We start from the raw sequence: 25528 nt of genomic DNA, 5'->3' as shown, positions 1-25528 counted from the left end.
CGCCCGTCAATCGATGTGAAAGTCGTTGCGGTGCAGGGCGAGCCAGTCGCCGAAGGACTGCAGCTCCGGGTTGAGCTCCCGCACGCGGGACAGCTCCCGGTCGCCGACGAAGTGGGCGGAGTTCTCGGCGTAGTACTGGAACATGTTGCCCATCTCGACTGCGCCGGGAAATCCCTGCGCCCGGAAGTCGTCCCACGACACAGGCCGGTAGACGACGCTCTCCCCCAGGGCAGCGCTGAGCGCTGCCGCGTACTGATCGCCGGTCAAGTGATCGCCTGCGATGCTCACGGTCTCGCCGACGAACTGCTCACCCCGCGCGAAGAGATGCCGTGCCGTCTTGCCGATGTCGGCGACGGCGATGCTCGAGAGTCGCTGGTCGGCCATCGGAAACGTCAGCGCGAGAGCGCCGTCGTCGCCTCGGCGGGGTGCCAGCGTGCCGGTGAAATTCTCGAAGAACAGCGTGGTGCGCAGGAACGTGGTCGGCACGCCGTGCTGCCGGAACACTTCGTCGCCTTCGGCTTTGGCATCGAAATGGGGCACCTTGTACCGCTGGTCGACGGTGGGCACGCGATCGTCGGAACCGAAGTGGTCGCGGGTGTCCTCCAACGTCGACCAGACCACGTGCTCGACGCCGGCTTGCTTGGCCGCGCGCGCCGCGGTCTCGATCTGGGCGAGTTCCCGGTCGGCCCGGGTCCGCCGAGCCTCGTCTTCCGCAGACTGCGGGGCCCAGTAGTTGGTGACGACGAACGCGCCGTGCGCCCCCTCGAAGGCGGCGAGCAGGCTTCGCCCGTCCTCGAGGTCGGCTTCGACGACCTCGGCACCAGCGGCGGCCAACTCACGTGCCGAGGCGGACTGCGCGCTGCGAGTGAGCGCCCGCACTCGGAACGGCCCGTCGGGATCGTCGAGGATCGCGCGGACGAGACCGCCGCCTTGCGATCCGGTCGCCCCCACCACGGAGATCACCTGTTTGGTTGCCATGAACCTCACCTCTTCCAGGTTGATGCGTCAACCAGACCCACAGTAGCGCATCGGGTTGATATGTCAACTCAGGCCGCTACACTTCACGGCATGGCCGAGCAAGGGCGCCTCACCCCGGACGAGCTGGCGGCATGGCGGAGTTTCGTCGACATGCACCATCTCCTCGAACGACATCTGGGCCGATACCTGCAGCGCGACTTCGGGTTGTCGGACTCCGACTTCGAGGTCTTGGTGGAACTCTCCGAGGCGCCCGGCGGACGCATGCGCGCCTACGAACTCGGCCAGGCCACGATGTGGGAGAAGAGCCGGCTGTCCCATCACCTCAGCCGCATGGAGAAACGCGGGCTGGTCCGCCGCGAAGCGGATCCCGATGCGGGCGCACGGTACCCCTGCGTCGCCATCACGCCGACCGGGCAGGCGGCCATCGAGTCCTCGGCGCCCGCCAACGCCGCCCGCGTCCGCAAACTCTTCATCGACGTGCTGGGACCGGACCGCCTCGCGGTGTTCCACCAGGCTTCCGACGAGGTCATTGCCGCGATCAAGGAGCACCGCCAGGAGGAGCGCTAGATGTCCAGGTCCGCCGGCAGCTCGATGTCGGAGACGGCCAGGTTCTCCTCCAGATGGGCGACCGAGGACGTACCGGGGATCAGCAGGACGTTGGGTGCCACGTTCAACGTCCACGCCAAGGCGACCTGTGCGGGCGTTCGCCCCAGTTCGCCGGCGAGGCGCTTGATGGTCGGGTTGCCCAGGACCGGATTGTCCGCGGCGAACGCCGAACCCAGCGGGAAGAACGGCACGAACGCGATGTTGCGCTCGATGCAGAGGTCGAGGACGGGTTGCGACGTGCGATCGGCGAGGTTGTACGCGTTCTGCACACAGGCGATCTCCGTGCGTTCCAGCGCGATCTCGAGGTGCTCGCGCGAGACGCTGCTCAGCCCGATACCGGCGATCAGGCCCTCGTCGCGGGCGGCGATCATCGCGTCCAGTTGCCGGTCGAACAGGTTGCGATCCACCGCGGCGGGCCCGGCCGCATCGTCGCCGAAGACCCGCAGGTTCACCGCGGCAAGGCGATCGACGCCGAGGGTGTGCAGATTGGCCTCGATGTCGCGGCGCAACTCGTCGGGCTCCTGCGCGGGCAGCCAGTTGGCCTGGTCGTCGCGCTTTCCGCCGACCTTGCTGACCAGGGCGAGGTTCTCCGGATACGGGTACAGCGCCTCCCGGATCAGCTCGTTGGCGACGTTCGGGCCATAGAACTGCGCGGTGTCGATGTGGTCGACACCCAGTTCGACTGCGCGCCGCAGAACGGCGATCGCCTGGTCGTGGTCGCGCGGCGGGCCGAACACCCCGGGCCCGGGCAGCTGCATGGCGCCGAATCCGACGCGATGGACGGTGAACGGGCCGAGCGGGAACGTCGTCGACATCGGAACGCCTTTCCTTAGGTCTCTAACTATCTGTTATCGAACTATATGAGCACTGATATTCTGCGTCAACCAGTAGAGGGGAAACGCCGTGGACGACGACAAGCGGACCGCCGCCGAGGTGGCCGACGCGTTCGGCCGCGCTGCCAAGTCGGTCGTTCGCGCGTTCGACGAGCGCCTCGGCGACCGCGGGGTGTCCACCCCCCGATCCAAGCTGCTCGCGGAGATCGACCGGTTGCAGCCGGTCCGCTCGGCGGAAGTCGCGCGAGCGGTGGGCATCACCCAGGCCACCGCGTCGACACTCGTCGACGCGCTGGTGCGCGAAGGACTGGTCACGCGCGCACCGGACGAAAACGACCGGCGAGCAGTGCGATTGACCACCACCAAGGCCGGCCGGCAGCAGGCGCGGAGCTGGCGCGCCGACTACACGGCGGCCGCGCACGAGATGCTCGCCTGCTTGAGCCGCGACGAGAAGAAGCAGCTGACCGCATTGCTCAACAAGATCGGCGACCACCTGGCGTGACCAGGTCCGGTCACCTGGTGTCGTTGCGTGACAACGGAACCCATTTCTCGCGCGGTGCGGGTTGCTGCGACGAGGGGAAGTCACTCAGATCCCCTTCGCCCGAGGGGTTGGCATCCCAGTGAGCGAATGTGAGCGGTGACCGGATCCACGCGTGAAGCAGGCTGTAGGTGGCCTTCATCGAATCGATATGGGTTCTCTCCCAACCATGGCTGCCGTCGACGCCGAAGCCCACGAGCGCGGCCCGGGTGTTCGCGCCCGCTTCGATGGCGGCGGCCGCATCAGACCTGTAGTAGCGGAACACATCGCGGGTGAACGGGATGTCGTTCTCGTCGGCGAGCCGGCACAGCTTCCGGGTGAGGTGATAGTCGTAGGGGCCGTGCAGGTCGGACATCGGTACCGTCACGGTGTCTTCCCGGGAATGCTGGCCCGGCGCACACACCGCGTTGTCCACCGTGATCATCTCGGCGATGTCTGCGGGTAGACCCGTACTGGCGCCGTAGCCGACTTCTTCGGCGATGGTCACCATGACCGTGGTGCGGTGCGGCAGATCGATGGAGTTCTCGGTGAGGTTCTTGATCAGCGCGAGCACGACCGCGACGCCCGCTTTGTCGTCGAGGTGGCGGGACACGACGAACCCGTCCTCGGTCAGGACGGGGTTGGCCATCAGGGGGGCGTAGTCACCGATCCGCACACCCAGCCGCACCAGATCCTCCTGTGAGGAGACCCTCCGGTCCACGCGGACCTCGACGTGATCCCAGTCGGTGGGCTGGGTGTCCACCGCGTCGCCGAAGGCATGTCCACTGGCCTTGAGCGGCATGATGGTCCCGGTGACGAACTCGTCGGAGTCCTCGCACAGAATCCGCACCCGCGCGCCGGCGGCGAAGCGCGCCGAGAAGGTGCCGACGGGGGTCACCTCGAGGCGGCCGTTGTCCTTCAGCGCGCGCACCATGCATCCAGTGGTGTCGGCATGCACCACCAGCGCCCGGTCGGTGGTCGCCGACTCCCCGGGCAGCTCGACGATCAACGCGCCGCGGCGGGTCAGCGAGAACGACAAGCCGAAGCCGTCGAAGATCTCGCCGATCATCTGCATCACCGCATCGGTGCGCCCCGTCGGACTCGGGGTCTGCAACAGCGCCAGCAAGGTGTCGATCATCCAGCTGCTGTCCGCGTCGGGCATGACGACGTCCTGGCGCATGATGTCTCCTCCGCGCTCGGACCCCCGAATCGCAGTCGATCTGCGGTTGCGCCGCGAGATGAGGACCCCCTGATGGGCAGCCTAACCGCGGTTTGCGCACCCTCGCAGCCGTTCGGTGTCGACGATCTGCGCGCTGCACGGAGGCCCGCGTGATGGCCGCACTGACCGTTGAGGCGTTGCGACCCGTCGCGACGTGGGCGGCGGACTGTGCGGCGCGTGTCCTCGCGATCTACGAGTCGGCGGCATCGGATGACCGGCGGCCACGGGATGCGATCGAAGCCGCGCGGGCGTTCGGCCGTGGCGAACGGCGGGACAAGCGAATGCGGTCACTCGCTTTCGCTGCCCTGGCCGCCGCTCGCGAAACGGACGACCCCGCCGCCACGTCCGCGGCGCGCGCCGCACAGATGGCGGTGGCGGTGGCCTATACACACCTTGACCTGACCGGTGCCGCGGCGGCCAGGCAGACCATGCACCTGCTGGCTCCCGCCGTCTACGCCGCACGGGCGCGTGAACTCGGCACCGGTGACCCGGCCGCCGCTGACGACGAGATTCATTGGGCAGCCGCACATTCGAGTGAGGATGTTCGACTCGTCGTCACGTCGATGCCCGTGCCGGATGCTGGGCGCACCCGGCTCGGGCAGCTCTACCGGGCGTTGGACGCCTCGCTGCGGAACGCGTGAACGTCGCCGGCTCCGATGTTGCGGTGCGAACTTCCAAAGGAAGAGCCGTCCGCAGGTGTCAGGTGGCGCTGACCCCGGGGATTCGACCCTCGCGGAACGCCTCGACGAAGTGCCGATGGTCATCGCGGACGATCGCGGCATACTCCAGGCCGAACGCCACGATGTCCGCGACGAACGCGGACTCGTCGGCCCCGATCACCGCGACGATCGCCTCCTCGGTCTGGAAGTCCACCAGCGACTGGTCGCTGTCGGAATCGCTGACACAGTGCATCTTGGCCACCGCGCGGCCGAGTTGTTCGATCACTTCGGCGAGGTCGTCCGGATCGGTGAGTTCGCTCCAGTCCAGATCTGCCTCATACGGCGATATCTCGCTGACGACGAAGCCGACGCCGTCGAGGTCGGTGTACCCGAGCAACGGATCGGCATGTGCCTGCAGCGCACGCTGTGACACGGCGGTCCGGTGCCCGTGGTGGCGGAAGTACTGCTGGACTTCGGTGTCGTCGACCACGCGGCTCGGCGCTGCCACGTTGCCCTGCTTCATCGACAGCACGGCGTCGTTGTCCAGCGCCTGATTGAAACCTTCGATGAGGACGGTGTAGGCGGGCAGCCCGGCGCTGCCGATCCCGAAGCCGGTCTTGGCGATGACATCTTTGACGTCGTAGGCGATTCCGCGGAACCGCTGCGCCCGCGGGATCGTGTCCAGGTACCGGTGGAACGCCTCGACGACCTTCTCACGCTCGGCGTCGTCGAGTCGGATGACCCCGGGCAGGTCGCGGAAGCGACGGTCCCACTCGTCGACCACCGTCAGACGGTCCAGCATCCCGGCGCGGGTCGACAACCGCGCCGACTGCAACGCAGACAGCACCGCGCCGCGCGCCGTGCTCAGGTTGAGCGAGAAGTTCAGATCGTCGTCGGCGTCTGCGAACCATCGCACCTGACGCAGATACGCGCGGGTGAAAGTCTCGATCAGCCCGGAGATCTGCTGGTCCGAAAGTGCCTTCTGCCAGCACATCAACGCGACGCTGGCGGCGAAACGTTCGAGGTCCCAGGTGAAATGGCCGACGTAGGCTTCGTCGAAGTCGTTGACGTCGAAGATCAGCGTCCCCGCGCCGTCCATGTAGGTACCGAAGTTCTCGGCGTGCAGATCGCCCTGGATCCACACCCGGCTGGTGCGCTCGTCGGCCCACCGGTCCTCCCGCACCGATACGTCGGCGTAGAACAGGCAGGCGCTGCCGCGGAAGAACGCGAAGGGGTCGGCCGCCATCTTGCGGAACTTCGTGCGGAACGCACCGGGGTCGGCCGCCATGAGATCGGCGAACGCGTCGACGAGGGTTTTCACGATGAAGGATTCCCGGTCGCTGCCGCCGGCCGCGGACTCCGTCACCGTACGTCCGGGCGATAAGTCGACATGCCTCACTATAGAGACGGCAGGACGACGATCTTGCCGCTGACGTGCCCGTCGCGGCTGGCGTGCAGGGCCGCGGCGGTGTCTGCCAGCGGGAAGGCGCGGGCGATCCCCACGGTCAGTCGCTGTTGTTCGATGAGGTCGACGATCTCGCGAAGAGCGGCACCGAGATCACGTCCGGCACCGTCGACGTGAATCTGGATACCGGTGTCGGCGGCGTCGAAGGCGACCAGGGTGAGGACCTTCGCGGGATTCCCGGTGAGCTCGATGGACATCGGGATCTCGCCGCGGCCGGAGGCGTCGAGGACAGCGTCGACGCCCTGCGGGGCGGCCGCACGGACCCGGTCGAGCAGGCCATCGCCGTAAGTGACCGGGATCGCGCCGATCGACCGGAGGTAGTCGTGGTTGCGTTCGCTCGCCGTGCCGAGGACCGTGAGCCCGCGGGCCTTGGCGAGTTGGACGGTGAAGGTGCCCACCCCGCCTGCGGCCGCGTGCACCAGCAGCGTGTCTCCGGTGTCGACGCCCAGCCTCTTCAGGACCGCATACGCGGTGCCACCGGCACCGGCGAGCGAGCCGGCGACCTCCCAGGTGATCCCGTGGGGCTTGCGGACCAGGTCTGCCGACTGTGCGAGGGCGTATTCGGAGAACGCGGGTGTGGTCGACCGACCCAGGACCTCGTCTCCCACTGCCCATTCGGTGACGCCGGCGCCCACTTCGGTGACCACCCCCGCCACGTCCGAACCCACGCCTGCCGGGAGCTGCACGGGCATCACCTCGCGCATCTCGCCGGTGACGATCTTCCAGTCGACGGGGTTGACGCCGGCCGCACGCACCGCGATCTGCACGTGGTCCGCCGCGGGCGCAGGCGGCGGGGCGTCGACCACCCGCAGGACGTCGAGATCGCCGTACTCGGTGAATTGCACAGTCTGTGCCATTTTCTCGTCTCCAGTCAGTCGGCCCCCGGTCATCCGTGCAACTGGTTGACGGAGCGACTGCTTCCCGCGAGGAGTCAGGCGCAGTTCAGCGACACCGAGATGGATCTGCTCGTGACGACGGGCACGAGGTCGACATCGCGGCTGCCGTCTTTGTTCCTGCCGTCGTAGACACGGACGTAATCGGTCACCGTCTGGGGGTTGCGGATCCCGGTCACCACGCACTGGTCGAGGGGCGCGCTGCCCACACGGTCGACGTTCACGGTGTAACCCGAACTCTGCAGACGAGCGATCGTCTCCTGGGCTGTTTCGGCCTGCGCTGTGGCGGCCGGACCGAGCAGTGCCACTGCAACCGACGTGGCGAATGTGGCGAGAATGAACGAGGGGCGCATCGGGCGCGGCCTTTCCATGGCAGAACGTGACCCCGACTCCACACGATTTATCGCCGTTGCCGGCGGTTTCGTTCCATGCCAGGCAGGTGATGACCGACACCGGGCACGCCGACAGCACGAGGGCGCCCGCAGTGCGGGCGCCCTCGTGCGATGTCAGCCGATCAGTTGTGCACGCTGGTGTCGACGTGCGGGACCTTCACGGAGGGAAACAGCTGGTCGAGCCAGGGGTTGTTGCGGTGGTCGCGGCCGTACCCGAAGTCGTAGCCGTAGTGATGACCGTGGCGACTGAGTGCGTACCCGTTCCCATCGGCCTGTGCCGGACCGGCAAACCCTATGACTGCTGCGGACAACGCTGCCGCGACAACGCCTACCAACGTGAACTTCTTCATGATCTCGCCTCTTCCATCTGTAGAGCTCCGTCGCCCGGACCGAACTCCCGCGACGTGGCTGTCAACAGCGAATGGCGCCGATCGATTCCTGCAGCGCTCGTTCTGACCTTGACGTGTACCTGGCTTACGCCGTGATCCGCATCTCGGCGTCCGGGTGCGAACTGAGCGTGACGACCACCGTGCCGCTGCCCGTGTCGAACGTGGTGTTGGCGTAGCCGATGAAACCGTAGTGCCCGTCGATCGTCGAGACCGCCGTGATGTTCTCGCTCCCGGAGGCGCCGGTGTCGATATTCGTCCAATCGGCGGTCACGGTCAGCGCGCAGGAACCGTCGTAGATTCCGGCGTCGTAGTGGATCGCCACCCGGACTCCGTTGTCGAGGCGACCGTCGATCTGCACCGGAGTCACCTGGGCCTCGGCGCGGACGTTGCCGGCACACGTCGAGGACGCCACCACCGGGACGCGGTCGAGCTGCGCGGACGGCTCGGCGTGCGCCGACGGCGCCCACAACCAGAGCGCGGTCAGCGCGATGGTGCACGCCCCGGCGGCCCGGATGGGTGTCATGCCTCGGATATCGGTTGCGACCACGCCTGCGTTAGCGCGTCATGCGTGGTCGCGGTTGCTCAGGCGGGGCGACCCACCCCCGCGAGCTTCTGGATGACCCGTATCTCGTTGTCGTCGTGGGCCCGTCCGTCAGGGTGGATGAGATCGCTGAACCAGGTCTCGGGTAGCGACGTGTAGGGCCGGTTCCAAGAATCCCACGGCAGATACGTCTGCGTCCGCCCGGCGACGAACCCCCAGTTGTACGCGCCGACGTTGCGCCTCTTGGCGACCGGGAGAACTCCCTCCACGGTGCTGCCCAGATTCCGCGCCAGATACTCGGTGCAGAGAATCGGCCGGCCCAGCGGGGTGAGCTCGTCGATGCGAGCCTCGAAGTCGGTGGGGTCGCCGTAGTTGTGGAAGCTGATGATGTCCGAGTTCTCCAGCTGCACGCTGGCTATCGCGCTCCGGCCTCCGGGGTCTTTCCAGTGACCCTGCCACACGCCGCTGGTCAACGGTTGGACCGGATTGACGGCACGCACCCACTGGAAGACGTGCGGGAGGAACGCGGCGACCAGCTCCTGCTTGTCCTGGTGTTCGACCTTCCGGTAGTCCCGCGCCGGGTTGTCCGGCTCGTTCCAGACATCCCAGCCGAGCACTCGGGGATCGTTGCGGAACAGACCGACCACTCCGGTGACATAGCTCTGCAGGACGCGGGTGTAGGCCGGATCCTGCAGGCGGTGGGCGCCCGGACTCTGCACCCAGCCGGAGTTGTGCACTCCCTGTATGGGCGCGCGTTGGCGGCCGGCTTTCGGCAGCGGGTCCCAGCACGAGTCGAACAAGACGAACAGCGGCTTGATGTTCTTGCTCGCCGCGATCGCGACGAACTCCGAGAGCCGGCTGCTGAAACCCGCTCGGTCGGTGGCCCACAACTGATCGTGAAGGAACACGCGCATGGTGTTCATCCCGATCCGCTGGGCCACGCCGAGCTCGCCGGCGATACGGCGTGCGTCGTAGGTTCCCGCTTGGAACATCTCGAGCTGGTTGACCGCCGTGGAGGTGACATAGTTCGCGCCGAGCAGCCAGCCCTGAGCCTCGTACCAGGCGTTGGCGCGGTCAGCCGACCATCGACCCGCCGCAGCGGAGACGGTGGGGATCTTGGTCAGTGCCGCGGCTGCCGCGAGGTACATCGGGAGCCTGAGGACGGTTCTCCGGTGCACCATGTGAACATAGTGTCGCCGTCCGATTCGGTGGAGCCGACGTCTCGGGCTGTGACACAACAGCATTCGAATCGTTATCGAGCGCTCTCAGGTCCGCATGCCCAGGCTGAGGGTTACGGCGACGGTGCCACCGCCACGGCCAGCAGATGGGGGCTGGCCCCGAGGAGCGACGGCTCGCTCTCGATACGGGCGACAGTGCGGAGGATGGTGGCGCGTTGGTCGTCGTCATCGAGAGCCGCGGCTGTGGACATGTCGACGGGCCCCTCGACTGCCAGCACCCGCGCATCGGCGAACCCCGCGCCGGTCACCTCGTCGCGCAGCTCCTCAGGGCGGTGAAAGTAGGCCAGCGTGAACCACTCTGGCCTGGTGCCGACCTCAGGGTTCCGGTGCACGCCATCACGCAGGTCGGCGGCGACGATCGCTTCGAAACGCGGGTCGTGAACGGCACCCGTGCGCAGCCCCTCCAGCGCGGAGGCGAACCGGGAGATGGCCGCCACCAGCACGATGCCGCCAGGACGAAGCACCCGATGGGCTTCCTCGAGGGCGCGGGCCCGGTCGTCACGATCGACGAGGTGGTACAGGGGCCCGAGGAGCAGCACGGCATCGACACTGCCGGTGTCGACCTCGCGCAGATCGCGGGCATCACCGAGGTGACTGCTGATTCGTGACGCGTATGGCTTCCCGGACGCGGCCGCGCGGGCCGCGTCCACATGCTGTGGCACCGGGTCGACGAGCCGGACGTGGTAACCCGCGGCGGCCAGCGGGAGCGCGTACACACCCTCTCCCCCACCGATGTCCAGCACGTCGGCGGGCGGCGGCGGTAGGAAGCGGCTCATCAGGTCCAGCGTTCGAGCCTTCTCCAGGCGGCCCCAGGTGTTCAACCGATCTCGCTCGACGCCTTGCTGGTAATGCTCGAGGATGGCGTGATCAATCTCCACGGTCGTGATCCCACCAGCTTCGCATGCGATTCGCAGCCGGATTTCGGCCGGAGACGGCCGCCAACGGCTGTGCGGCCTCACCCGCCGCGCTGGAGGAGATCCGACACCGTGACGAAGTCATAGCCCCGTTCGCGGAGTGCGAAGACGATGCCGGGTATGGCCGCCCGCGAGGCCTCCCTCCCGTCGAACATCACGTGCATGAGGATGACCGACCCCGGTTGCGTACCGTCCACCGCCCGCCTGACGATCTCAGCGGTGGTCTGCGGGCCTGAGGAGTCGGGCTCCACGTCCCACATGACGGTGGTGCGGTCGTGGTCGGCGAGATACTCGGGGAGACTCCAGAGTTTCTTGCCATACGGTGGGCGGAAGGTGATGGGGCCCGTGTAGCCGGTAGCGCGGATCTCCGCGTCGGTCCGCTCGACCTCGGCGGCCACCGTGGCCGGCGATGTCAGCACCATGCGCCGATGCGAGAAGGAGTGGTTGCCGATTTCGTGGCCCGCGACCGCGATCGCGGTTCCGAACTGCGGAAAGCGTTGCAGGTCTTCGCCGTTGAGATAGAACGTGGCGCGGACCCTCAGATCGGTCAGTACCCTCAACACCTCGGGAGTGTGCGGTGACGGCCCGTCGTCGAAGGTCAGCGCCACCACCTTCTCCGCGGTGGCGACTCGAGGCACCAGGCGGCCGGCGAGCTGGAATGTCCGCGCATTCATCACGACGTAGGCGCCCACGCAGACGACCGCCACGGCCGCCACGGCCGCCGTCACGCGTCTGACCCACCGCCGACTCATCGACACCCTCAGGCGATCACGCCCACGACATAGCGTGCCGCCTCGGCGAGCAGCGCCGGGTCATACGCGGCGTCCTTGGACGTCTTGGTGGACATGATCCCCATGGCCAGTGGGGCGCGATGGGGCGGCCATACGACCGCGATGTCGTTGAGCGTGCCGAAATCACCGGTGCCTGTCTTGTCCGCCACCGTCCAGTCCGGTGGTAAGCCGGCGCGTATCCGCTCCATCCCCGCCCGAGTAGCGTTGCGCTGCATCAGATCTTGCAACACAGCGCGCTCAGCCGGACCCAGCGCGTCGCCGACCAGGAGCGCTCGTATGTCTTCGGTCAGCGCGCGCGGAGACGACGTGTCCCGGACATCGCCGGGTACCGCGTCAGCGACATGCGGTTCCACGCGGTCCATTCTGGTGACGGTATCGCCGAGGCTGCGGGCATAGGCGGTGAGCTGCTCGGGTCCGCCGAGGACACGCAGCAGCAGGTTCCCCGCGGTGCCGTCACTGAAGCGGACGGCTGCGTCGCACAGCTCGCCGATGGTCATGCCTGTCGCGACGTGCCGCCGGGTGATGACCGAACTCTTCATCAGGTCGTGCTCGGTGTAGCCGACCCGCGTATCGAGGTGCGCCACCGAATGGCGGTGCAGCACCGCCCCGGCGGCCAGCGCCTTGAATGTCGAGCAGAACGCGAACCGCTCGTCGGCCCGGTACGCGACCGTGGCGCCGGTGTCGGTGGCCACCCCGTACACGCCAAGGCGCGCACCGAATCGCCGTTCGAGCTCGGCCAAGGCGGGATGCTCGGTGCCGGCTGCCGCGGGTGGGCAAGCCCACACGGCTGCGGAGGCGACCGCCGCGGCGGTGAGGAAACGCCGGCGATCGAGCTGATGCATGGCTGGTTTCATGGTGCTTCGCTTGCTAGTGGTGGCCGAATCGAGACAGTGTCAGTGCGACGGTGTCCGCGATCGCGGCGTTGAGCGGATCGGAATCCCTGCGCTCGGCGCTCGATCGCGTCAGCACCGCGAGGAGAACGCGCTGTCCGGACGGACCGATCAACAGCCCTGCGTCGTTGGTGGTGCCGAAGCCACCGGCACCGGTCTTGTCGGCGCTGGTCCATCCGGCCGGCAACCCGGCACGGAAGCGCTTGCCAGAGGTGACGTTTCCCCGCATCCAGCTCACCAAGCGCTCGCGAGACCGCGAGTCGAGCGCGTCGTCGACGAGCAGCCGGCGATAACCGCTGTTGAGCGCCCTCGGTGTCGTGGTGTCGCGCGGATCGCCCGGCAACGCCTCGTTCAGGTCGGGCTCCCACCTGTCCAGGCGCGTCTCCTCGTCCCCCACGGCGCGCGCGAAGGTAGTGACGGCCTCCGGTCCGCCGATGCGTCGCAGCAGCGCATTGCCGGCGGTGTTGTCACTGCGGGTCAACGCCGCGTCGCAGAGCTCCGCCAGGGACATGCTCGACCCGATCCGAGTGCTCGTGACGGGTGAGTCCACCACGATGTCGGCCGCGTCGATCGGTACGGCCGTGTCCAGGTCGAGCGCACCCCCGGCCGCCAGCTGCAGAACTCGGCCGACGGCGTAGGTCTTGAACGTCGAACACATCGCCAGGCGCTCATCGGCGCGGTGCCCCAGCGTCCGGCCGGAGATCAGGTCCACCGCCCACAGGCCGATATGAGCGCCATGGCGATCCTCCAGCGCGATCAAGTCCGCGTCGGCCGGCGCCGGCTGCGGCGGCGATGCCCCGGCGGTCCGCGAGGCGGCCACCGCGCCGCCGATCACCAGCGCGCCAAGGAGCGCTTGACGTCGAGTCAGTCGTTGATTCACGACGACGAGGATTCATTCGGATCGGCGCGGGGCCCAAGTCGCGCTGCGTGGCACCGCCATAGCCGATGGCGATATCCCCAGCTAGGTGGCGCTTTTTACGACGACAACTCCCGGTGGATAACGGATCGCGTCGGCACGGGTGGCCGTGTTGACTGGTGGCGTGGACTTGGTCGCTCATCTTCGCTACTTCGTGGCGGTCGCCGAGCACCGGCATTTCGGCCGCGCAGCAGCCAGCCTCGGGGTGACCCAACCGCCGGTATCGCAGGGCCTGCGCCGGCTGGAGAAGCACCTCGGGCTGCAGCTCATCGAACGCACCTCCGAGGGCGCCGTGGTGACCACGCATGGGGCTGCGCTGCTCCCCCGCGCCCGGCTGATCGTCGACGACTCCGCCCGCTTCCTCGACGACGCCCGGCACATGTTCGGGTCAGTGCAAGGTGTGCGGTGGGGTGTCGTTCCGCAGTTGGACGACGAACTGGTGGCGCGCTGCGTTGCCGGCATCCGCAGCACGCTCGAGAGCGACGACGTCGGTGTCACCACCGTCACCGCCGGCACATCGCAGCTGTTGAGTGAATTGCGCCGCGGAGCAATCCAACTCGCGGTGGTGCAACACCCGGTGCTGGTCGACGGGCTCGACGCCGGACCGGTCGTCTCGGTGGCACGCAGCGTCGTACTCCCGGCCGGGCATCGCGCCGCCGAGGCGGCAGCACCACGGGCGCAGATGCTGCAGGACCTGGAACTGGCAACCGTGCCGCGAGAGGACAATCCACCCGCACACGACCTCCTGATCGACCAGTTGCGCCGGCGTGGCCTGGATCCGAGCACTCGCCCGGCGTCGACGCACCGCGACGTGGCGGCGGCCGCCGCGTCAGGCAGCTGCTTCGGCCTGGCCACTGGCGGCGGCCCGGTGCACACCGGCACCACGCACCGCCGGATGCTGGTCGATGAGGTCGCCCTCCGCCTGCGTATCGTCACCGCACCCGGCGTCGACCTCGCCGACGCGACCTACGCGGTCGACCGGCAGCTCCTGCGAGCCGACCGATGACATCCACCGAGGACCAGATCACCGCCGCGTTCACCGACGCCGGCTGCCGCGGATGGCTGCGCGCCGAACGCGTCGGCGCGACGGGACCCGTCATCGACATCAGTGGCGACGCGCCGGTCGTAGCAGCTTCGGTGTACAAGGTCCTCGTGCTGATCGCCGCGGCACGCGCCTTCGACGCCGGCCGGCTCGACCCCCACGGCACGGTTCGCGTCGTCCCCGGCGACTGCACTCCCGGCCCCACCGGCATCAGCCTGTTCTCCGACCCGGTCACGCTGTCCTGGCTGGACCTCGCCCGCATGATGATCACGCTGTCCGACAACGCCGCTGCCGATGTCCTTCTCGCCGCCGTCGAGCTGGACACCATCGACGACGTGATCGAAGATCTCGGCCTCGCCAGCACGCGCGTGGTCGGCGGCACCGCGACACTGCAACGTCAGGTCATCCACGACACCGGTGCCCTGACGCTCGACGAAGCGGTCGGGCTGCTCGGCAGCAACAACACCATCCACGACAGCGCAGCGTTCGACCCGGCGTACACCACCGCAACCAGCGCCGCTGACACCAACGCCATGCTGACCGCGATCTGGACCGGCCGTGCGGCCTCACCCGAATCCTCACAGATCATGAGAACGATTCTGAGTCAGCAGATCTGGCCACACCGGATCAGATCCGCCTTTCCCTTCGCTGACGTGGTCGTGGCCGGCAAAACCGGCACGATCGGACCCATCCGCAACGAGATCGCCGTCGTCGCCTTCCCGGAGGAGATTCCCGTCGCGGTCTCGGTGTTCACCCGCGCCGCGCGCTCCGACGCCTACCTGCCGATCGTCGACCGAGCAATCGGCGACACCGCGCGAATCGCGGTGACCGCTCTGCGATCTGCGGACGTGCCAGGTCGCGCCGGCCTTGACGGGGGCCGCGATGTCGACGGTGTGGATCACCGCCGGGAGTGACCGCAGGAGCGCTTCCCGGGGACCGTAGCCTGAGCGCGTGAAACCCACCGACGTCCGCTGGCGCGAACAGAGCAGCATTGTGCGGGCGGTACGGCTCTGGCGCACCCGCCACCCCCGCACTTTTCGGGAAAAGGTCCGCTACAAGATGCTGCGCGATCACCGCCCCCTGGTCGTGACGTTCGCCGACAAGGCGGCGGTGCGGGATCACGTGGCGGCAGTCGTTGGGTCCCAATATCTTCCGCACGCGCACGCGGTCGTCGGCGACCCGTCAGACCTGTACGACGTGAACCTGCCACATGCTTACGTGGTCAAGCCGACTCACGGAAGTGGGGCGGCCATCGTCGTCTCGGAGAGCGCACCGTCCGCGGCGCGCCTGCCGACGGAGCCGGGCAACTGGAGTTACCAGCACGTCCGCCCTGAATTCGCCTCCCGGCAGGACGTCGTCCGCATCGCGCAGGGCTGGGTGGCGCAGCTGTACGGCCAAGGGCCTAACAGAGAATGGGTGTACGGGCAGATGCCGCGGCAAGTCATCGTCGAGGAACTACTCGCCGGCGCAGACGGCGCGATCCCCACTGACTACAAGTTCTTCGTCTTCCATGGCCACTGCGCCTACGTACAGGTCGACGCGGGACGGTTCGACAGGAGAACGCAGGACTTCTTCCGACCGGACTGGGAACACGTGCCGCTTCGCGGCGGGCCGACGTGGGCCGACCCGGAGCCGGAAAAGCCCGCTCGACTCCGCGAGATGATCGAGGTGGCCGAACGACTCGGCGCCGACACCGACTTCGTGCGGGTCGACCTGTACAGCGTCGACGGACGCATCGTCTTCGGTGAGCTGACGAGCTTCCCCGCAGGAGGGGACAGCCATTTCGATCCCGAGTACTTCAACGCCGAGTTCGGACGGCACTGGACCGTTCCGCGGCGATACCGATGACAGCCCGTCAGGGCCGGGGTGACGTCATGTGATGGCAGCCACACGTTTCAGCACTCTAGCCGGGCGAGATGCAGAAAAGCGTGCTCTCCGGGTCGGACGCCGCGGTGGCCTGGTGCGGGCATACCGGGCAGTCCGTGGCGGCTTGGCCGGGAGGTGGGCTCTGCGCAGCGAACTGCAGGTGCAGACGGCCTTGCCTCTGCGGTCGGTGCGGATTACGGACGAATTCCAGCCACGATCCGCCGTCACGGCGCAGCGACGCGTAATCCGGATGAGCGCGGGTCATCGGGAATCCCAGGTTGTCCGACAAGAACCGAGCGACGGCAACGGGGTCATGGGTATCGGTCACCACCGCGGCCACCGGGCCGCAGCCGCGGTACTCGTCGCGCGGCTCGAGTACGCAGAACTCGTTCCCCTCCGGGTCGGCGAGCACCACCCACGGCACTGAATCCTGTCCGATGTCGGCCAGTGCGCCGCCGAGACGACACGCTGCTTCGACCAACGTCGTTTGATGTCCCTCGGATTCGGACGCCAAGTCGAGGTGCAGCCGATTCTTGCCCTCCTTGGACTGGGTCGCCGGAACGAATTCCAGCACCACTCCGTCCTCGAGCTGCACGGCAACGCTTTCCTCGCCGCCGATGTTCGAGGCTTCCGCCTCGAGGAGGTCCGCCCAGAACCGGGCCAACCGCACAGGTTCGTCAGCCTCGACGACCACCGCGTGAAGGTCGATTGCCATACGTCAACCTAACCAGGTTGACGGCGTCTCACCGGCCTCGGTCTGACGCGGCCCCCTGGCCTCCGCGTCAGACGATTACGCTGGGGTATGCGGTGGGTACGCAGCGTTGACCCCGCTCCGGTGGTCCAGAATCTGTTTGGAGGCGTTTCATGCACCCACGGCTGTCCAAATGGACGATGACGAGCGCGGCAATCGTCTCTGTGGCGTTGCTCGTGAGCGGCTGCGAGGCACAGGTCTGGGGTTCACCGCCGGCCACTGAGAACACCCCGCAGGCACCGGTCGTCACTCCGCAGGCCTCACTGCCCGCATTCCCTGCGGCCCCACCAGCTCAGCCGTCGGCGCCACTGGACGGACTCGACGCCCGTGTCCGTCAAGCCACCGCCGACGCGGCCGCGTCCGGGGCCGATATCGAGGTCGTCGTGTTGGACCGCAACACCGGCCAGACCTTCTCCAACGGGACCGACAAGCCCTTTCCCATCGCGTCTGTGGTGAAGCTCTTCATCGCCGACGACCTGCTGCTGCAGGAGTCGGAGGGCAAGACGACCCTTTCCGCCGCCGACCGTAGGTCGCTCGACGTCATGCTGCGCTCCTCCGATGACAGTGCGGCGCAGATGTTCTGGGACCGCAGCGGTGGGAATGCGATCATCGCGCGGATCAAGGACCGGTACGGGTTGACCGGTACGACCGCCCCCTACAACGGGCACTGGGACGTCACGCAGAGCACGGCGGCCGATCTCGTCCGTTACTACGACATGCTGTTGGACGGCGCCGGTGGGCTGCCACCCGAACAGGCCGACGTCATCATCGGCAACCTCGCGCAGTCGACGCCGACAGGCACCGACGGGTATCCGCAGCGGTTCGGCATTCCCGAGGGGCTCTACGCCGAGCCGGTCGCGGTCAAGCAGGGCTGGTTCTGCTGCTGGAACGGCGGCAACCAATTGCACGTGTCCACCGGCGCGATCGGGCCCGACCGCCGTTACGTGATGGCGATCGGCTCGCTGGACCCCACCAGCGCCGCCGCCGCCCGCGACAACGTCACTCAGGCCGTCAAGACCATGTTCCCGGGCGGCAGGATCTGACTCAGCTCAGCGCCACCAGCGCGTCGACGGCGCGGGGGCTCAGCACTTCTTCGAGCACCATGGTCGCCGTGCCGAAGACGGCCGAGTGTCCGGCGTGGGCGGCCTGCACGACCTCGAGTTCGCGCGTGGACATCGCGGTTGCGTTGCCGTACAGCGTTTCCCGTAGCCCAGCGACGAAGATCTCGTAGGCCCCCGCGAGATCACCCGCGATGACGAGCACCTTCGGGTTGAGCAGGTTGACCGCTGCGGCGACGACTCCGCCGATGTGCCTGCCGCTGTCGCGGATCATCCGGCGGACCTCGGGATCGCCGGCGTGCGCGAGTTCGACGACGTCGCGCATATGCCGCACCGAATAGCCACGTTGCTGTAGCGCATGTACCACCGCCCAGCCCGCCGCGATCGCCTCCAGGCAGCCCGTGTCACCGCACCGGCACGAAAGTCCCGCTGCCGCAGGGGTCTTGTTGTGGCCGAACTCGCCCGCCGCCTGGGTGGCGCCGCGCTGCAGCGCGCCGCCGGCGATGATGCCGGCGCCCAACCCCGTCGAGACCTTCAGGACCAGTAGGTCGTCGATGCGTTCCAGGTTGCCGCCACGCTCGCCGAGGGCGATGGCGTTGGCGTCGTTGTCCAGCAGGACGCGGGCGTTGGAGATCTCCTCGAAGTACGGACGCAACGGAACCCCGTCCCAGCCGCGCAGGATCGGCGAGTCCCGGCTGCAACCCCGTTCCCGGTCGACGGGTCCGGGGAGGCTCACGCCGATGCCGTACACCGGCACGTCCGGATGCTCGGCGAGAAGCGCGTCGAGGCGCTTGACCACGTCCGGCAGCAGGTCGTCGGGGCCCAGGGCGACCTCTTGGTCGATGTCCGCAGTGGCGACGATCTCGCCGGCGAGGTTGCAGACCGCCATGCGGGTGCGACTGATCCCGATCGCGACGCACACGACGATGCCTGCGTCGGCGTCGAAGCTCAGCGTGGTGGCGGGCCGTCCCCCGGTCGACGGTGCACGCTCGGTTTCGGCGACCAGCCCGAGTTCCAGGAGCGCGGCCACGCGGGCCGTCACCGCGGTGCGCGAGAGCGACGTCCTGGCCACCAGTTCCGCCCGGGTGGTGACCCGGAGTTCGCGGATCAGGGCGAACACATCGCCGACGCTCGTCACACCTCGATTCAACCGCACCGGCGTAAGGTTCGCCACTTTCACCCACGAAAGACGGAAGTCCGTTTGAGCGCATGCATAAGTAGGTCTACCGTCGACACCATGACCCGAACCTTGTCGCGCCCGTCTGGACCCATGTCCGTCGTCGCGCCCGACCCGACCGTCCGGTGGCTCGCCGTGATGGCACTCGCCCTCGGCGGGTTCGGCATCGGCACCACCGAGTTCGTCGCGATGGGCCTGCTCCCTGACATCGCAGCCGGCCTGCGTATCACCGAGCCGGTCGCAGGCCACGTCATCTCCGCGTATGCCCTGGGCGTCGTCATCGGCGCGCCGCTGATCGCCGCGCTCACCGCGCGCATGCCGCGCAAAACGCTGTTGCTGGGGCTGATGGTCCTGTTCACCGTCGCCAACCTGGCCAGCATGTTCGCCCCCTCCTACGCCACGCTCATGGCGGCGCGCTTCATCGCCGGCCTGCCGCACGGGGCGTTCTTCGGCATTGCCGCGCTGGTTGCCGCGCACCTCATGGGTCCGCGCAACCGGGCCAAGGCCGTTGCGTATGTGTTGAGCGGACTCACCGTGGCGACGGTCCTCGGCGTTCCGGTGGCGTCGTGGCTCGGGCAGCACTTCGGGTGGCGCAGTGCCTTCGCGCTGGTCGTCGCCGTCGGCGCCATCACACTGGCCGCAATCCGGTTCTGGGTGCCCGACATGCGCGGCATGCACGTGACGAGTCCCCTCACCGAACTCGGTGCACTCAAACGCGTGCAGGTCTGGCTCGCCCTGCTGGTCGGGATGGTCGGCTTCGGCGGCATGTTCGCGGTGTACACCTATGTGTCGACCACGCTGACCGATGTCGCCGGAGTGTCACGAGGCCTGATCCCGCTCGGCCTCATGGCGTTCGGTTCCGGCATGGTGATCGGCAACCTGGTGGGCGGCCGCATGGCCGACGTCTCGGTGATCCGCGGCCTGTACGCGTCGATGACGTCCCTGGGAATAGTGCTGGCGCTCTTCGTCTTCGCCGCCCACAACCCGTGGACGGCCATGCTCGGCCTGTTTTTCATCGGCGCGACCGGCTCGTCGATCGGACCCGCCCTGCAGACCCGCTTGATGGACGTGGCGCACGACGCGCAGACGCTGGCAGCGGCGCTCAACCACTCCGCACTGAACATCGCCAACGCAGCAGGCGCCTGGATCGGCGGCATGGTGATCTCCGCCGGCCTCGGCTATACCGCTCCCGCCGCAGCGGGTGCGGCGCTGACCGTCGCAGGCCTGGCCGTACTGACCGTGTCGGTGCTTCTGCAGCGCTGGACCGACCGGCGGCCCGGGATGCGCTGAGATGTCGGGCCTGCCGTCTACCATTCCTCCGGCACCCACCGGCGTTGATGGAGAAGACGAGCAGTGAGTTACACCGCGGCTGACATCACCGAGCTCGACGATGTCCAGCACACACGCCTGCGGCCTGCGGTGAACCTGGGTCTGGACGTGCTCAACACCGCGTTGCGGGAGCTCGTGGACAACGCGATCGAAGAGGTGGCCGATCCCAGCCACGGCGGATCCACCGTCACCATCACCCTGCACACCGACGGATCCGTCAGCGTCTCCGACGACGGCCGCGGCCTGCCCGTCGACTCGGACCCGGCGAACGGGAAGAACGGCATCGTCAAGACGCTGGGAACAGCACGAGCGGGCGGCAAGTTCTCCGCACACACCGACGCTGTCAGCACCGGCGCCGGTCTGAATGGAATCGGCGCGGCCGCAGCGGTATTCATCTCCACACGGACCGACGTGACGGTTCGCCGCGCCGGGAAGACGTACCTGCAGAGTTTCGGCGGTGGCTACCCCGGGGTGTTCGACGGCAAGGAGTTCGACCCGAACGCACCGTTCACCCGCGCCGACACACAGAAACTGCGTGGTTCCGGCAACCGCAAACCGGATTCGCACGGCACCACGGTCCGCATCCTCTTCGACCCGGCCGTGGTGCCGGACTCCAGCATCGACATCAACGAAGTGCTGCTGCGGGCGCACGCCGCGGCGCGGATGTCGCCGGGGGTGCACCTGATCGTCATCGACGAAGGCTGGCCCGACGACGACGTCCGGCCCGAGCTTCTCGAGCCGTTCAGCGGGCCGTGGGGCACCGAGACGCTGCTGGACCTCATGTGCACCGCCGCCGGCACTCCCGTTCCCGGCGTGCGCGCGGTGGTCGAGGGGCGTGGCGAGTACACCACCGGCCGCGGCCCGACCCCGTTCCGGTGGTCGCTGACCGCGGGCCCAGCCGAACCGGCCACCGTCGCTGCCTTCTGCAACACCGTGCGCACCCCCGGCGGTGGTTCTCATCTGACCGCCGCGGTGAAGGGGCTGTCGGAAGCCCTGGCTGACCGCGCATCCCGCATCCGCGACCTGGGGCTGGCCAAAGGTGAGGACGGCCCGGAGGCACAGGACTTCGCTGCGGTGACCGCACTCGCCGTGGACACCCGCGCACCCGATGTGTCCTGGGACTCCCAGGCCAAAACCGCGGTGTCCTCGCGGTCGCTGAACGTGGCGATGGCCCCGGACGTCGCGCGCAGCGTCACCATCTGGGCGGCCAATCCCGCCAACGGCGACACCGTGTCGCTGTGGACCAAAATGGCGCTGGAGGCGGCCCGAGCGCGGCGCAGCGCCGAAGGCGCGAAAGCCCGGTCCCGAGCGGCGTCCAAGGCCAAAGGTCTCGGCACGAACCTGTCGCTGCCGCCGAAGTTGCTGCCCTGCCGCGAGACAGGACGCGGATCAGGAGCCGAGCTGTTCCTGTGCGAGGGCGACTCCGCGCTGGGCACCATCAAAGCGGCGCGCGACGCGACCTTCCAGGCCGCGTTCCCCCTGAAAGGCAAGCCGCCCAACGTCTATGGATTCACCCTCAGCAAGGCGCGGGTCAAGGACGAATTCGATGCGATCGAACGCATCTTGGGCTGCGGCGTCCGCGACCACTGCGACCCGGAACTGTGCCGCTACGACCGGATCCTGTTCGCCTCCGACGCCGACCCCGACGGGGGCAACATCAACTCGAGCCTCATCTCGATGTTCCTGGACTTCTACCGGCCGCTGGTCGAGGCCGGGATGGTCTATGTGACGCTGCCGCCGCTGTTCGTGGTCAAAGACGGCCAGCAGCGGATCTACTGTCAGGACGAGTCCGAGCGCGACGCCGCCGTCGTGCAGATGAGAGCCACGTCCAAGCGCAAAGTGGAGGTGCAGCGCAACAAGGGTCTTGGCGAGATGGATGCCGACGACTTCTGGAACACGGTGCTGGACCCGCAGCGGCGCACCGTGATCCGAGTACACCTCGATGACGGTGACGCCAAGCTGCACCACACGCTGTTCGGCGGGCCACCCGAGGGCAGGCGCACGTGGATGGCCGATGTCGCCTCCCGCGTCGACACCTCCGCGCTGGACCTCGACTAGGAGACGTGGACAAACATCGTGACCGCCACCCTGGATGTCCCTGAGCAGAATCCGGATCTGGTCCTCGACCAGAGCGCCGACGAGTACTGGAACCACTACCAGCTGACCTTCGCGCTCTACAGCGTCAGCGACCGCGCCATCCCGTCCGCGTTCGACGGGCTCAAGCCGGGCCAGCGACGCCTGCTCTACCAGATGCACGACTCGCGGCTGCTGCCCGGCAACAAACCCCAGAAGTCCTCGAAGGTCTGTTCGGCGGTCACCGGCAACCTGCACCCGCACGGCGGCGCGTCGATGTACGGAGCCGCTGCGCTGATGGCTGCCGAGTTCCAGCGGGTGAAAGTCATTGACGGACAAGGTGCTTTCCCACGCATCCAGGGCGACATCCCCGCGGCTGACCGCTACACCGAGATGCGGTTGTCCGCGCCCGGCGCGGCACTGACCGCCGAACTCGACGATCACGCGGTGCCGATGGTGCCCACCTTCGACGGTGAGTGGACCGAGCCGACGGTGCTGCCGGCCCGGTGGCCGGTGCTGCTCTGCAACGGGGCGGTCGGCATCGCCGAGGGCTGGGCCACCAAAGTGCCCGCGCACAATCCACGCGAGGTCATGGCCGCCTGCCGGGCGCTGCTGAAGACCCCGAACATGACCGACGACAGGCTGATGAAGCTGATCCCCGGCCCGGACTGGGGCTGCGGCGCAACGGTGGTGGGCGAGGCCGGGCTGCGCGAGTACGTCACCACCGGCCGCGGAGCGTTCACGGTGCGCGGCACGGTGTCGGTCGACGGAAAGAACTGCGTCATCACCGAGCTGCCGCCCGGTGTGGCCAGCAACACCGTGCAGGAACGGATCCGGGCACTGGTCGAGTCCGGGGAGATGCCCGGTGTGGCCGACATGTCCGACCTCACCGACCGCCGCAACGGGCTGCGCATCGTCGTCACTGCGAAACGCGGCCACAGTGCCGAGCAGATCCGCGATCAACTGCTGGCCCTGACACCGTTGGAAGGGACGTTCGCCGCCAGCCTGGTGGCACTCGACGAGAATCGGGTGCCGCGCTGGTGGTCGGTGCGTGAGCTGATCGCGGCGTTCCTGTCGCTGCGCGATTCAGTTGTGCTGCACCGCAGCGAGTACCGGCTCGAGAAGGTCACCGCGCGACGCCATCTGGTGGCCGGCCTGATGACCATTCACCTGGACATCGACGCCGCCGTGGCGGTGATCCGCGGGTCCGACACCGTCGATGAGGCCCGCCAGGGCTTACAGGACCGGTTCGCGATCGACGCGGTCCAGGCCGACTACGTGCTGGCGTTGCAGCTTCGCCGCCTGACCAAGCTCGACGTGATCGAACTGCGGGCCGAGGCCGAGAAGTTGGACGCCGAGTTCGCCGTGCTCACCGAACTGGTGTCGAATCCGGACGCCCGGCGCAAAGTGATCGACCAGGAGTTGGTCGAGACGGCGAAGCTGTTCAAAGGGCCCGAGTTCGATCGCCGCACCGTGCTGGACGCCGAGGCCACTCCGGTCACGTCCGGCGCCGCCGAGGACGGCTCCCGCGAACGAAAGGTCAACGCGGCTTGGCGGCTTGACGATCGCGGCGTGTTCTCCGACAGCCACGGCGAGCTGCTCACCTCTGGGTTGGGCTGGGCGGTCTGGACCGACGGGCGGGTCAAGTTCACCACCGGCGGCGGGCTGCCGTACAAGATCCGCGACATCCCGGTCGCCCCGGACATCACCGGGTTGCTGCGCTCCGGAGTTCTGGCTGCGGGTTCACACCTGGCCTTGGTGACGCGGCGCGGAAGGGTGCTCCGTATCGACCCCGCCGCGGTGAATCCGCAGGGCGCGGCAGGCAACGGCGTGGCCGGGGTGAAGTTGGCGCCGGGTGACCCCTTGGACACCGTCATCGCTGCGCTGCCGCTCACGTGCGCAAACGGCGAAGCCATCCTGTCGATCTCCGAAAAGGGTTGGAAGGTCACCGAAGTCGCGGACATCCCGGTGAAGGGGCGTGGGGGCGCCGGCGTCGGGTTTCACCCGTTCGTCAACGGTGAAACCGCGTTGCTGTCGGCATCGGTGTCAGCGACGGGGTTCGTGCGCGGGAAGCGGGCGGTTCGTGCCGAGCGCCGCGCGAAGGCGTCGATCAAGGGTTCCGGCAGCGATGTGACGCCCGCCCAGTAGGGCGCGGCTTCGAGCCGACACGACGCAGAGGTCACGTCAATCACAAGCGCCACTTTGTTAACATCGCCCGGTGTCGATATCCCGGCGTGACGCACTGCGCTACGCCCTCGGCGCGTCGGCGCTGGCCGGGCTCGGTGCGGCGACAGGTTCCCGCACCCCCGCGGCCGCGGCCGCCGCTCCCACGCTGATCGACTACGCCATGCGCCAGATCCCGGCACAGGACATCCGGGCCGCCGGCCACGCCGGGGTGATCAACTACGTCTCGACCTCGCGGCCCGGTTCGTCCTTCGGCGCCAAGCCGATCACCCTGCCCTACGCGAGGTCGCTGGCCGCCGCCGGTTTGGTGATCGTCAGCAACTACCAGTACGGCAAGCCGGGCGGAACGGCGCCGTCGGACTTCACCCGCGGGTACGCCGGGGGCGTTGCCGACGCTCGCACCGGGTGGCAACTGCACACCGCCGCCGGGGGCGGCCAGAGCGCCCCGATCTTCTTCAGCGTCGACGACGACATCGACCGTGAGACATGGAATACCGTTGCGTTGCCGTGGTTTCGCGGAATCAATTCGGTGATCGGCGTGCAGCGCACCGGGATCTACGGGGGCATCAGGACGTGCCAGTGGGCTGCGGCCGACGGCGTCATCGGGAGGTCGCGGTCACCCGGCAAGGTGTGGGCCTGGCAGACCCGGTCGTGGTCCAATGGTCAGGTCTACCCCGCCGCAGTGCTGTACCAGCGCATCATCGACACCGCCTCGAATCCTGGACCGGTGGTCGGCGGCATCCGCGTCGACGTCAACGACGTGCTGGCCCAGGATTGCGGCCAGTGGAACCTACATCCTTGAATCGG

General features: G+C 68.0%; 26 protein-coding genes. 11 read left to right on the top strand and 15 right to left on the bottom strand.

What is annotated here, in order from left to right:
- Positions 1 to 6: 6 nt before the first annotated feature.
- Complete coding sequence (locus G6N30_RS21285) at positions 7 to 978, bottom strand: NmrA/HSCARG family protein (RefSeq protein ID WP_134058994.1); 972 nt, start codon at positions 976 to 978, stop codon at positions 7 to 9.
- A 90-nt stretch (positions 979 to 1068) separates the two neighbouring features.
- Between G6N30_RS21285 and G6N30_RS21280 the strand changes: the two genes are divergently transcribed.
- Positions 1069 to 1545 (top strand): MarR family winged helix-turn-helix transcriptional regulator, encoded by a 477-nt coding sequence (locus G6N30_RS21280; RefSeq protein ID WP_134058991.1) that lies wholly within the window; start codon positions 1069 to 1071, stop codon positions 1543 to 1545.
- Here the strand turns inward: G6N30_RS21280 and G6N30_RS21275 are convergent.
- A complete protein-coding gene (locus tag G6N30_RS21275; RefSeq protein ID WP_134058988.1) occupies positions 1542 to 2399 on the bottom strand; it encodes an oxidoreductase in 858 nt (285 codons plus the stop codon). The genes G6N30_RS21280 and G6N30_RS21275 overlap by 4 nt on opposite strands.
- A gap of 88 nt (positions 2400 to 2487) precedes the next feature.
- On the opposite strand from G6N30_RS21275, the gene G6N30_RS21270 reads away from it, so the two are divergent.
- Complete coding sequence (locus G6N30_RS21270) at positions 2488 to 2919, top strand: MarR family winged helix-turn-helix transcriptional regulator (protein WP_134058985.1); 432 nt, start codon at positions 2488 to 2490, stop codon at positions 2917 to 2919.
- A gap of 10 nt (positions 2920 to 2929) precedes the next feature.
- Here G6N30_RS21270 and G6N30_RS21265 read toward each other — a convergent pair whose 3' ends face one another.
- A complete protein-coding gene (locus tag G6N30_RS21265) occupies positions 2930 to 4114 on the bottom strand; it encodes an osmoprotectant NAGGN system M42 family peptidase (RefSeq protein ID WP_134058982.1) in 1185 nt (394 codons plus the stop codon).
- 152 nt (positions 4115 to 4266) lie between these two features.
- On the opposite strand from G6N30_RS21265, the gene G6N30_RS21260 reads away from it, so the two are divergent.
- On the top strand, positions 4267 to 4794 hold the full coding sequence (locus G6N30_RS21260) for a putative immunity protein (RefSeq protein WP_134059326.1): 528 nt from the start codon (positions 4267 to 4269) through the stop codon (positions 4792 to 4794).
- 58 nt (positions 4795 to 4852) lie between these two features.
- Here the strand turns inward: G6N30_RS21260 and G6N30_RS21255 are convergent, their stop codons facing one another.
- The 10 genes from G6N30_RS21255 to bla (G6N30_RS21210) form a co-directional block, all read right to left on the bottom strand.
- Entirely contained in the window at positions 4853 to 6100 is a 1248-nt protein-coding gene (locus tag G6N30_RS21255; RefSeq protein ID WP_134059323.1) for a DUF2252 domain-containing protein, read from the bottom strand.
- Positions 6101 to 6210: 110 nt separating this feature from the next.
- The gene (locus G6N30_RS21250) at positions 6211 to 7134 is read right to left on the bottom strand and encodes an NADP-dependent oxidoreductase (protein WP_134058979.1); all 924 of its coding nucleotides are present in this window, start codon (positions 7132 to 7134) and stop codon (positions 6211 to 6213) included.
- A gap of 74 nt (positions 7135 to 7208) precedes the next feature.
- Entirely contained in the window at positions 7209 to 7523 is a 315-nt protein-coding gene (locus G6N30_RS21245; RefSeq protein ID WP_134058976.1) for a hypothetical protein, read from the bottom strand.
- 161 nt (positions 7524 to 7684) lie between these two features.
- Positions 7685 to 7912, bottom strand: a complete 228-nt coding sequence (locus tag G6N30_RS21240) for a hypothetical protein (RefSeq protein ID WP_134058973.1) — start codon at positions 7910 to 7912, stop codon at positions 7685 to 7687.
- 124 nt (positions 7913 to 8036) lie between these two features.
- On the bottom strand, positions 8037 to 8474 hold the full coding sequence (locus G6N30_RS21235; RefSeq protein WP_134058970.1) for a hypothetical protein: 438 nt from the start codon (positions 8472 to 8474) through the stop codon (positions 8037 to 8039).
- 59 nt (positions 8475 to 8533) lie between these two features.
- Entirely contained in the window at positions 8534 to 9670 is a 1137-nt protein-coding gene (locus tag G6N30_RS21230; protein WP_197906180.1) for a cellulase family glycosylhydrolase, read from the bottom strand.
- Between the two features lie 113 nt (positions 9671 to 9783).
- Complete coding sequence (locus G6N30_RS21225) at positions 9784 to 10608, bottom strand: class I SAM-dependent methyltransferase (protein ID WP_197906154.1); 825 nt, start codon at positions 10606 to 10608, stop codon at positions 9784 to 9786.
- Positions 10609 to 10685: 77 nt separating this feature from the next.
- Complete coding sequence (locus tag G6N30_RS21220) at positions 10686 to 11396, bottom strand: polysaccharide deacetylase family protein (RefSeq protein ID WP_134058964.1); 711 nt, start codon at positions 11394 to 11396, stop codon at positions 10686 to 10688.
- A gap of 8 nt (positions 11397 to 11404) precedes the next feature.
- On the bottom strand, positions 11405 to 12277 hold the full coding sequence (gene bla / locus G6N30_RS21215) for a class A beta-lactamase (RefSeq protein WP_134058962.1): 873 nt from the start codon (positions 12275 to 12277) through the stop codon (positions 11405 to 11407).
- A 25-nt stretch (positions 12278 to 12302) separates the two neighbouring features.
- Positions 12303 to 13205, bottom strand: coding sequence for a class A beta-lactamase (gene bla / locus G6N30_RS21210; protein ID WP_234880291.1), 903 nt, complete (start codon positions 13203 to 13205; stop codon positions 12303 to 12305).
- A 160-nt stretch (positions 13206 to 13365) separates the two neighbouring features.
- Between bla (G6N30_RS21210) and G6N30_RS21205 the strand changes: the two genes are divergently transcribed.
- From G6N30_RS21205 to G6N30_RS21195, 3 genes are read left to right on the top strand one after another with little or no spacing between them, the layout of a single operon-like run.
- Positions 13366 to 14247, top strand: a complete 882-nt coding sequence (locus tag G6N30_RS21205) for a LysR family transcriptional regulator (RefSeq protein ID WP_134058959.1) — start codon at positions 13366 to 13368, stop codon at positions 14245 to 14247.
- A complete protein-coding gene (locus G6N30_RS21200) occupies positions 14244 to 15197 on the top strand; it encodes a serine hydrolase (protein ID WP_134058957.1) in 954 nt (317 codons plus the stop codon). Before G6N30_RS21205 ends, G6N30_RS21200 begins: the two co-directional genes overlap by 4 nt.
- Positions 15198 to 15234: 37 nt before the next feature.
- Positions 15235 to 16131, top strand: a complete 897-nt coding sequence (locus tag G6N30_RS21195; RefSeq protein ID WP_234880290.1) for an ATP-grasp fold amidoligase family protein — start codon at positions 15235 to 15237, stop codon at positions 16129 to 16131.
- Between the two features lie 55 nt (positions 16132 to 16186).
- On the opposite strand, the gene G6N30_RS21190 is transcribed toward G6N30_RS21195, so the two are convergent.
- Positions 16187 to 16864, bottom strand: a complete 678-nt coding sequence (locus G6N30_RS21190; RefSeq protein WP_134058954.1) for a VOC family protein — start codon at positions 16862 to 16864, stop codon at positions 16187 to 16189.
- A gap of 149 nt (positions 16865 to 17013) precedes the next feature.
- Here G6N30_RS21190 and G6N30_RS21185 point away from each other — a divergent pair, with 149 nt between their 5' ends.
- Complete coding sequence (locus G6N30_RS21185; protein ID WP_134058951.1) at positions 17014 to 17943, top strand: serine hydrolase; 930 nt, start codon at positions 17014 to 17016, stop codon at positions 17941 to 17943.
- A gap of 1 nt (position 17944) precedes the next feature.
- Here the strand turns inward: G6N30_RS21185 and G6N30_RS21180 are convergent, their stop codons facing one another.
- Positions 17945 to 19096 (bottom strand): ROK family transcriptional regulator, encoded by a 1152-nt coding sequence (locus G6N30_RS21180; protein ID WP_134058948.1) that lies wholly within the window; start codon positions 19094 to 19096, stop codon positions 17945 to 17947.
- Between the two features lie 99 nt (positions 19097 to 19195).
- On the opposite strand from G6N30_RS21180, the gene G6N30_RS21175 reads away from it, so the two are divergent.
- From G6N30_RS21175 to G6N30_RS21160, 4 genes are all read left to right on the top strand, one after another.
- Positions 19196 to 20425 (top strand): MFS transporter, encoded by a 1230-nt coding sequence (locus G6N30_RS21175; protein WP_134058945.1) that lies wholly within the window; start codon positions 19196 to 19198, stop codon positions 20423 to 20425.
- A 63-nt stretch (positions 20426 to 20488) separates the two neighbouring features.
- Positions 20489 to 22522 (top strand): toprim domain-containing protein, encoded by a 2034-nt coding sequence (locus G6N30_RS21170; protein WP_134058942.1) that lies wholly within the window; start codon positions 20489 to 20491, stop codon positions 22520 to 22522.
- 18 nt (positions 22523 to 22540) lie between these two features.
- Positions 22541 to 24685 (top strand): DNA gyrase subunit A, encoded by a 2145-nt coding sequence (locus G6N30_RS21165; RefSeq protein ID WP_134058939.1) that lies wholly within the window; start codon positions 22541 to 22543, stop codon positions 24683 to 24685.
- A 70-nt stretch (positions 24686 to 24755) separates the two neighbouring features.
- The gene (locus G6N30_RS21160) at positions 24756 to 25523 is read left to right on the top strand and encodes a DUF1906 domain-containing protein (RefSeq protein WP_134058936.1); all 768 of its coding nucleotides are present in this window, start codon (positions 24756 to 24758) and stop codon (positions 25521 to 25523) included.
- The last annotated feature ends 5 nt before the right edge of the window (positions 25524 to 25528 follow it).

Origin of the sequence: Mycolicibacterium litorale, assembly GCF_010731695.1 — a bacterium.
Lineage (GTDB): Bacteria > Actinomycetota > Actinomycetes > Mycobacteriales > Mycobacteriaceae > Mycobacterium > Mycobacterium litorale.
This window is presented reverse-complemented; position numbering and strand designations above follow the sequence as displayed.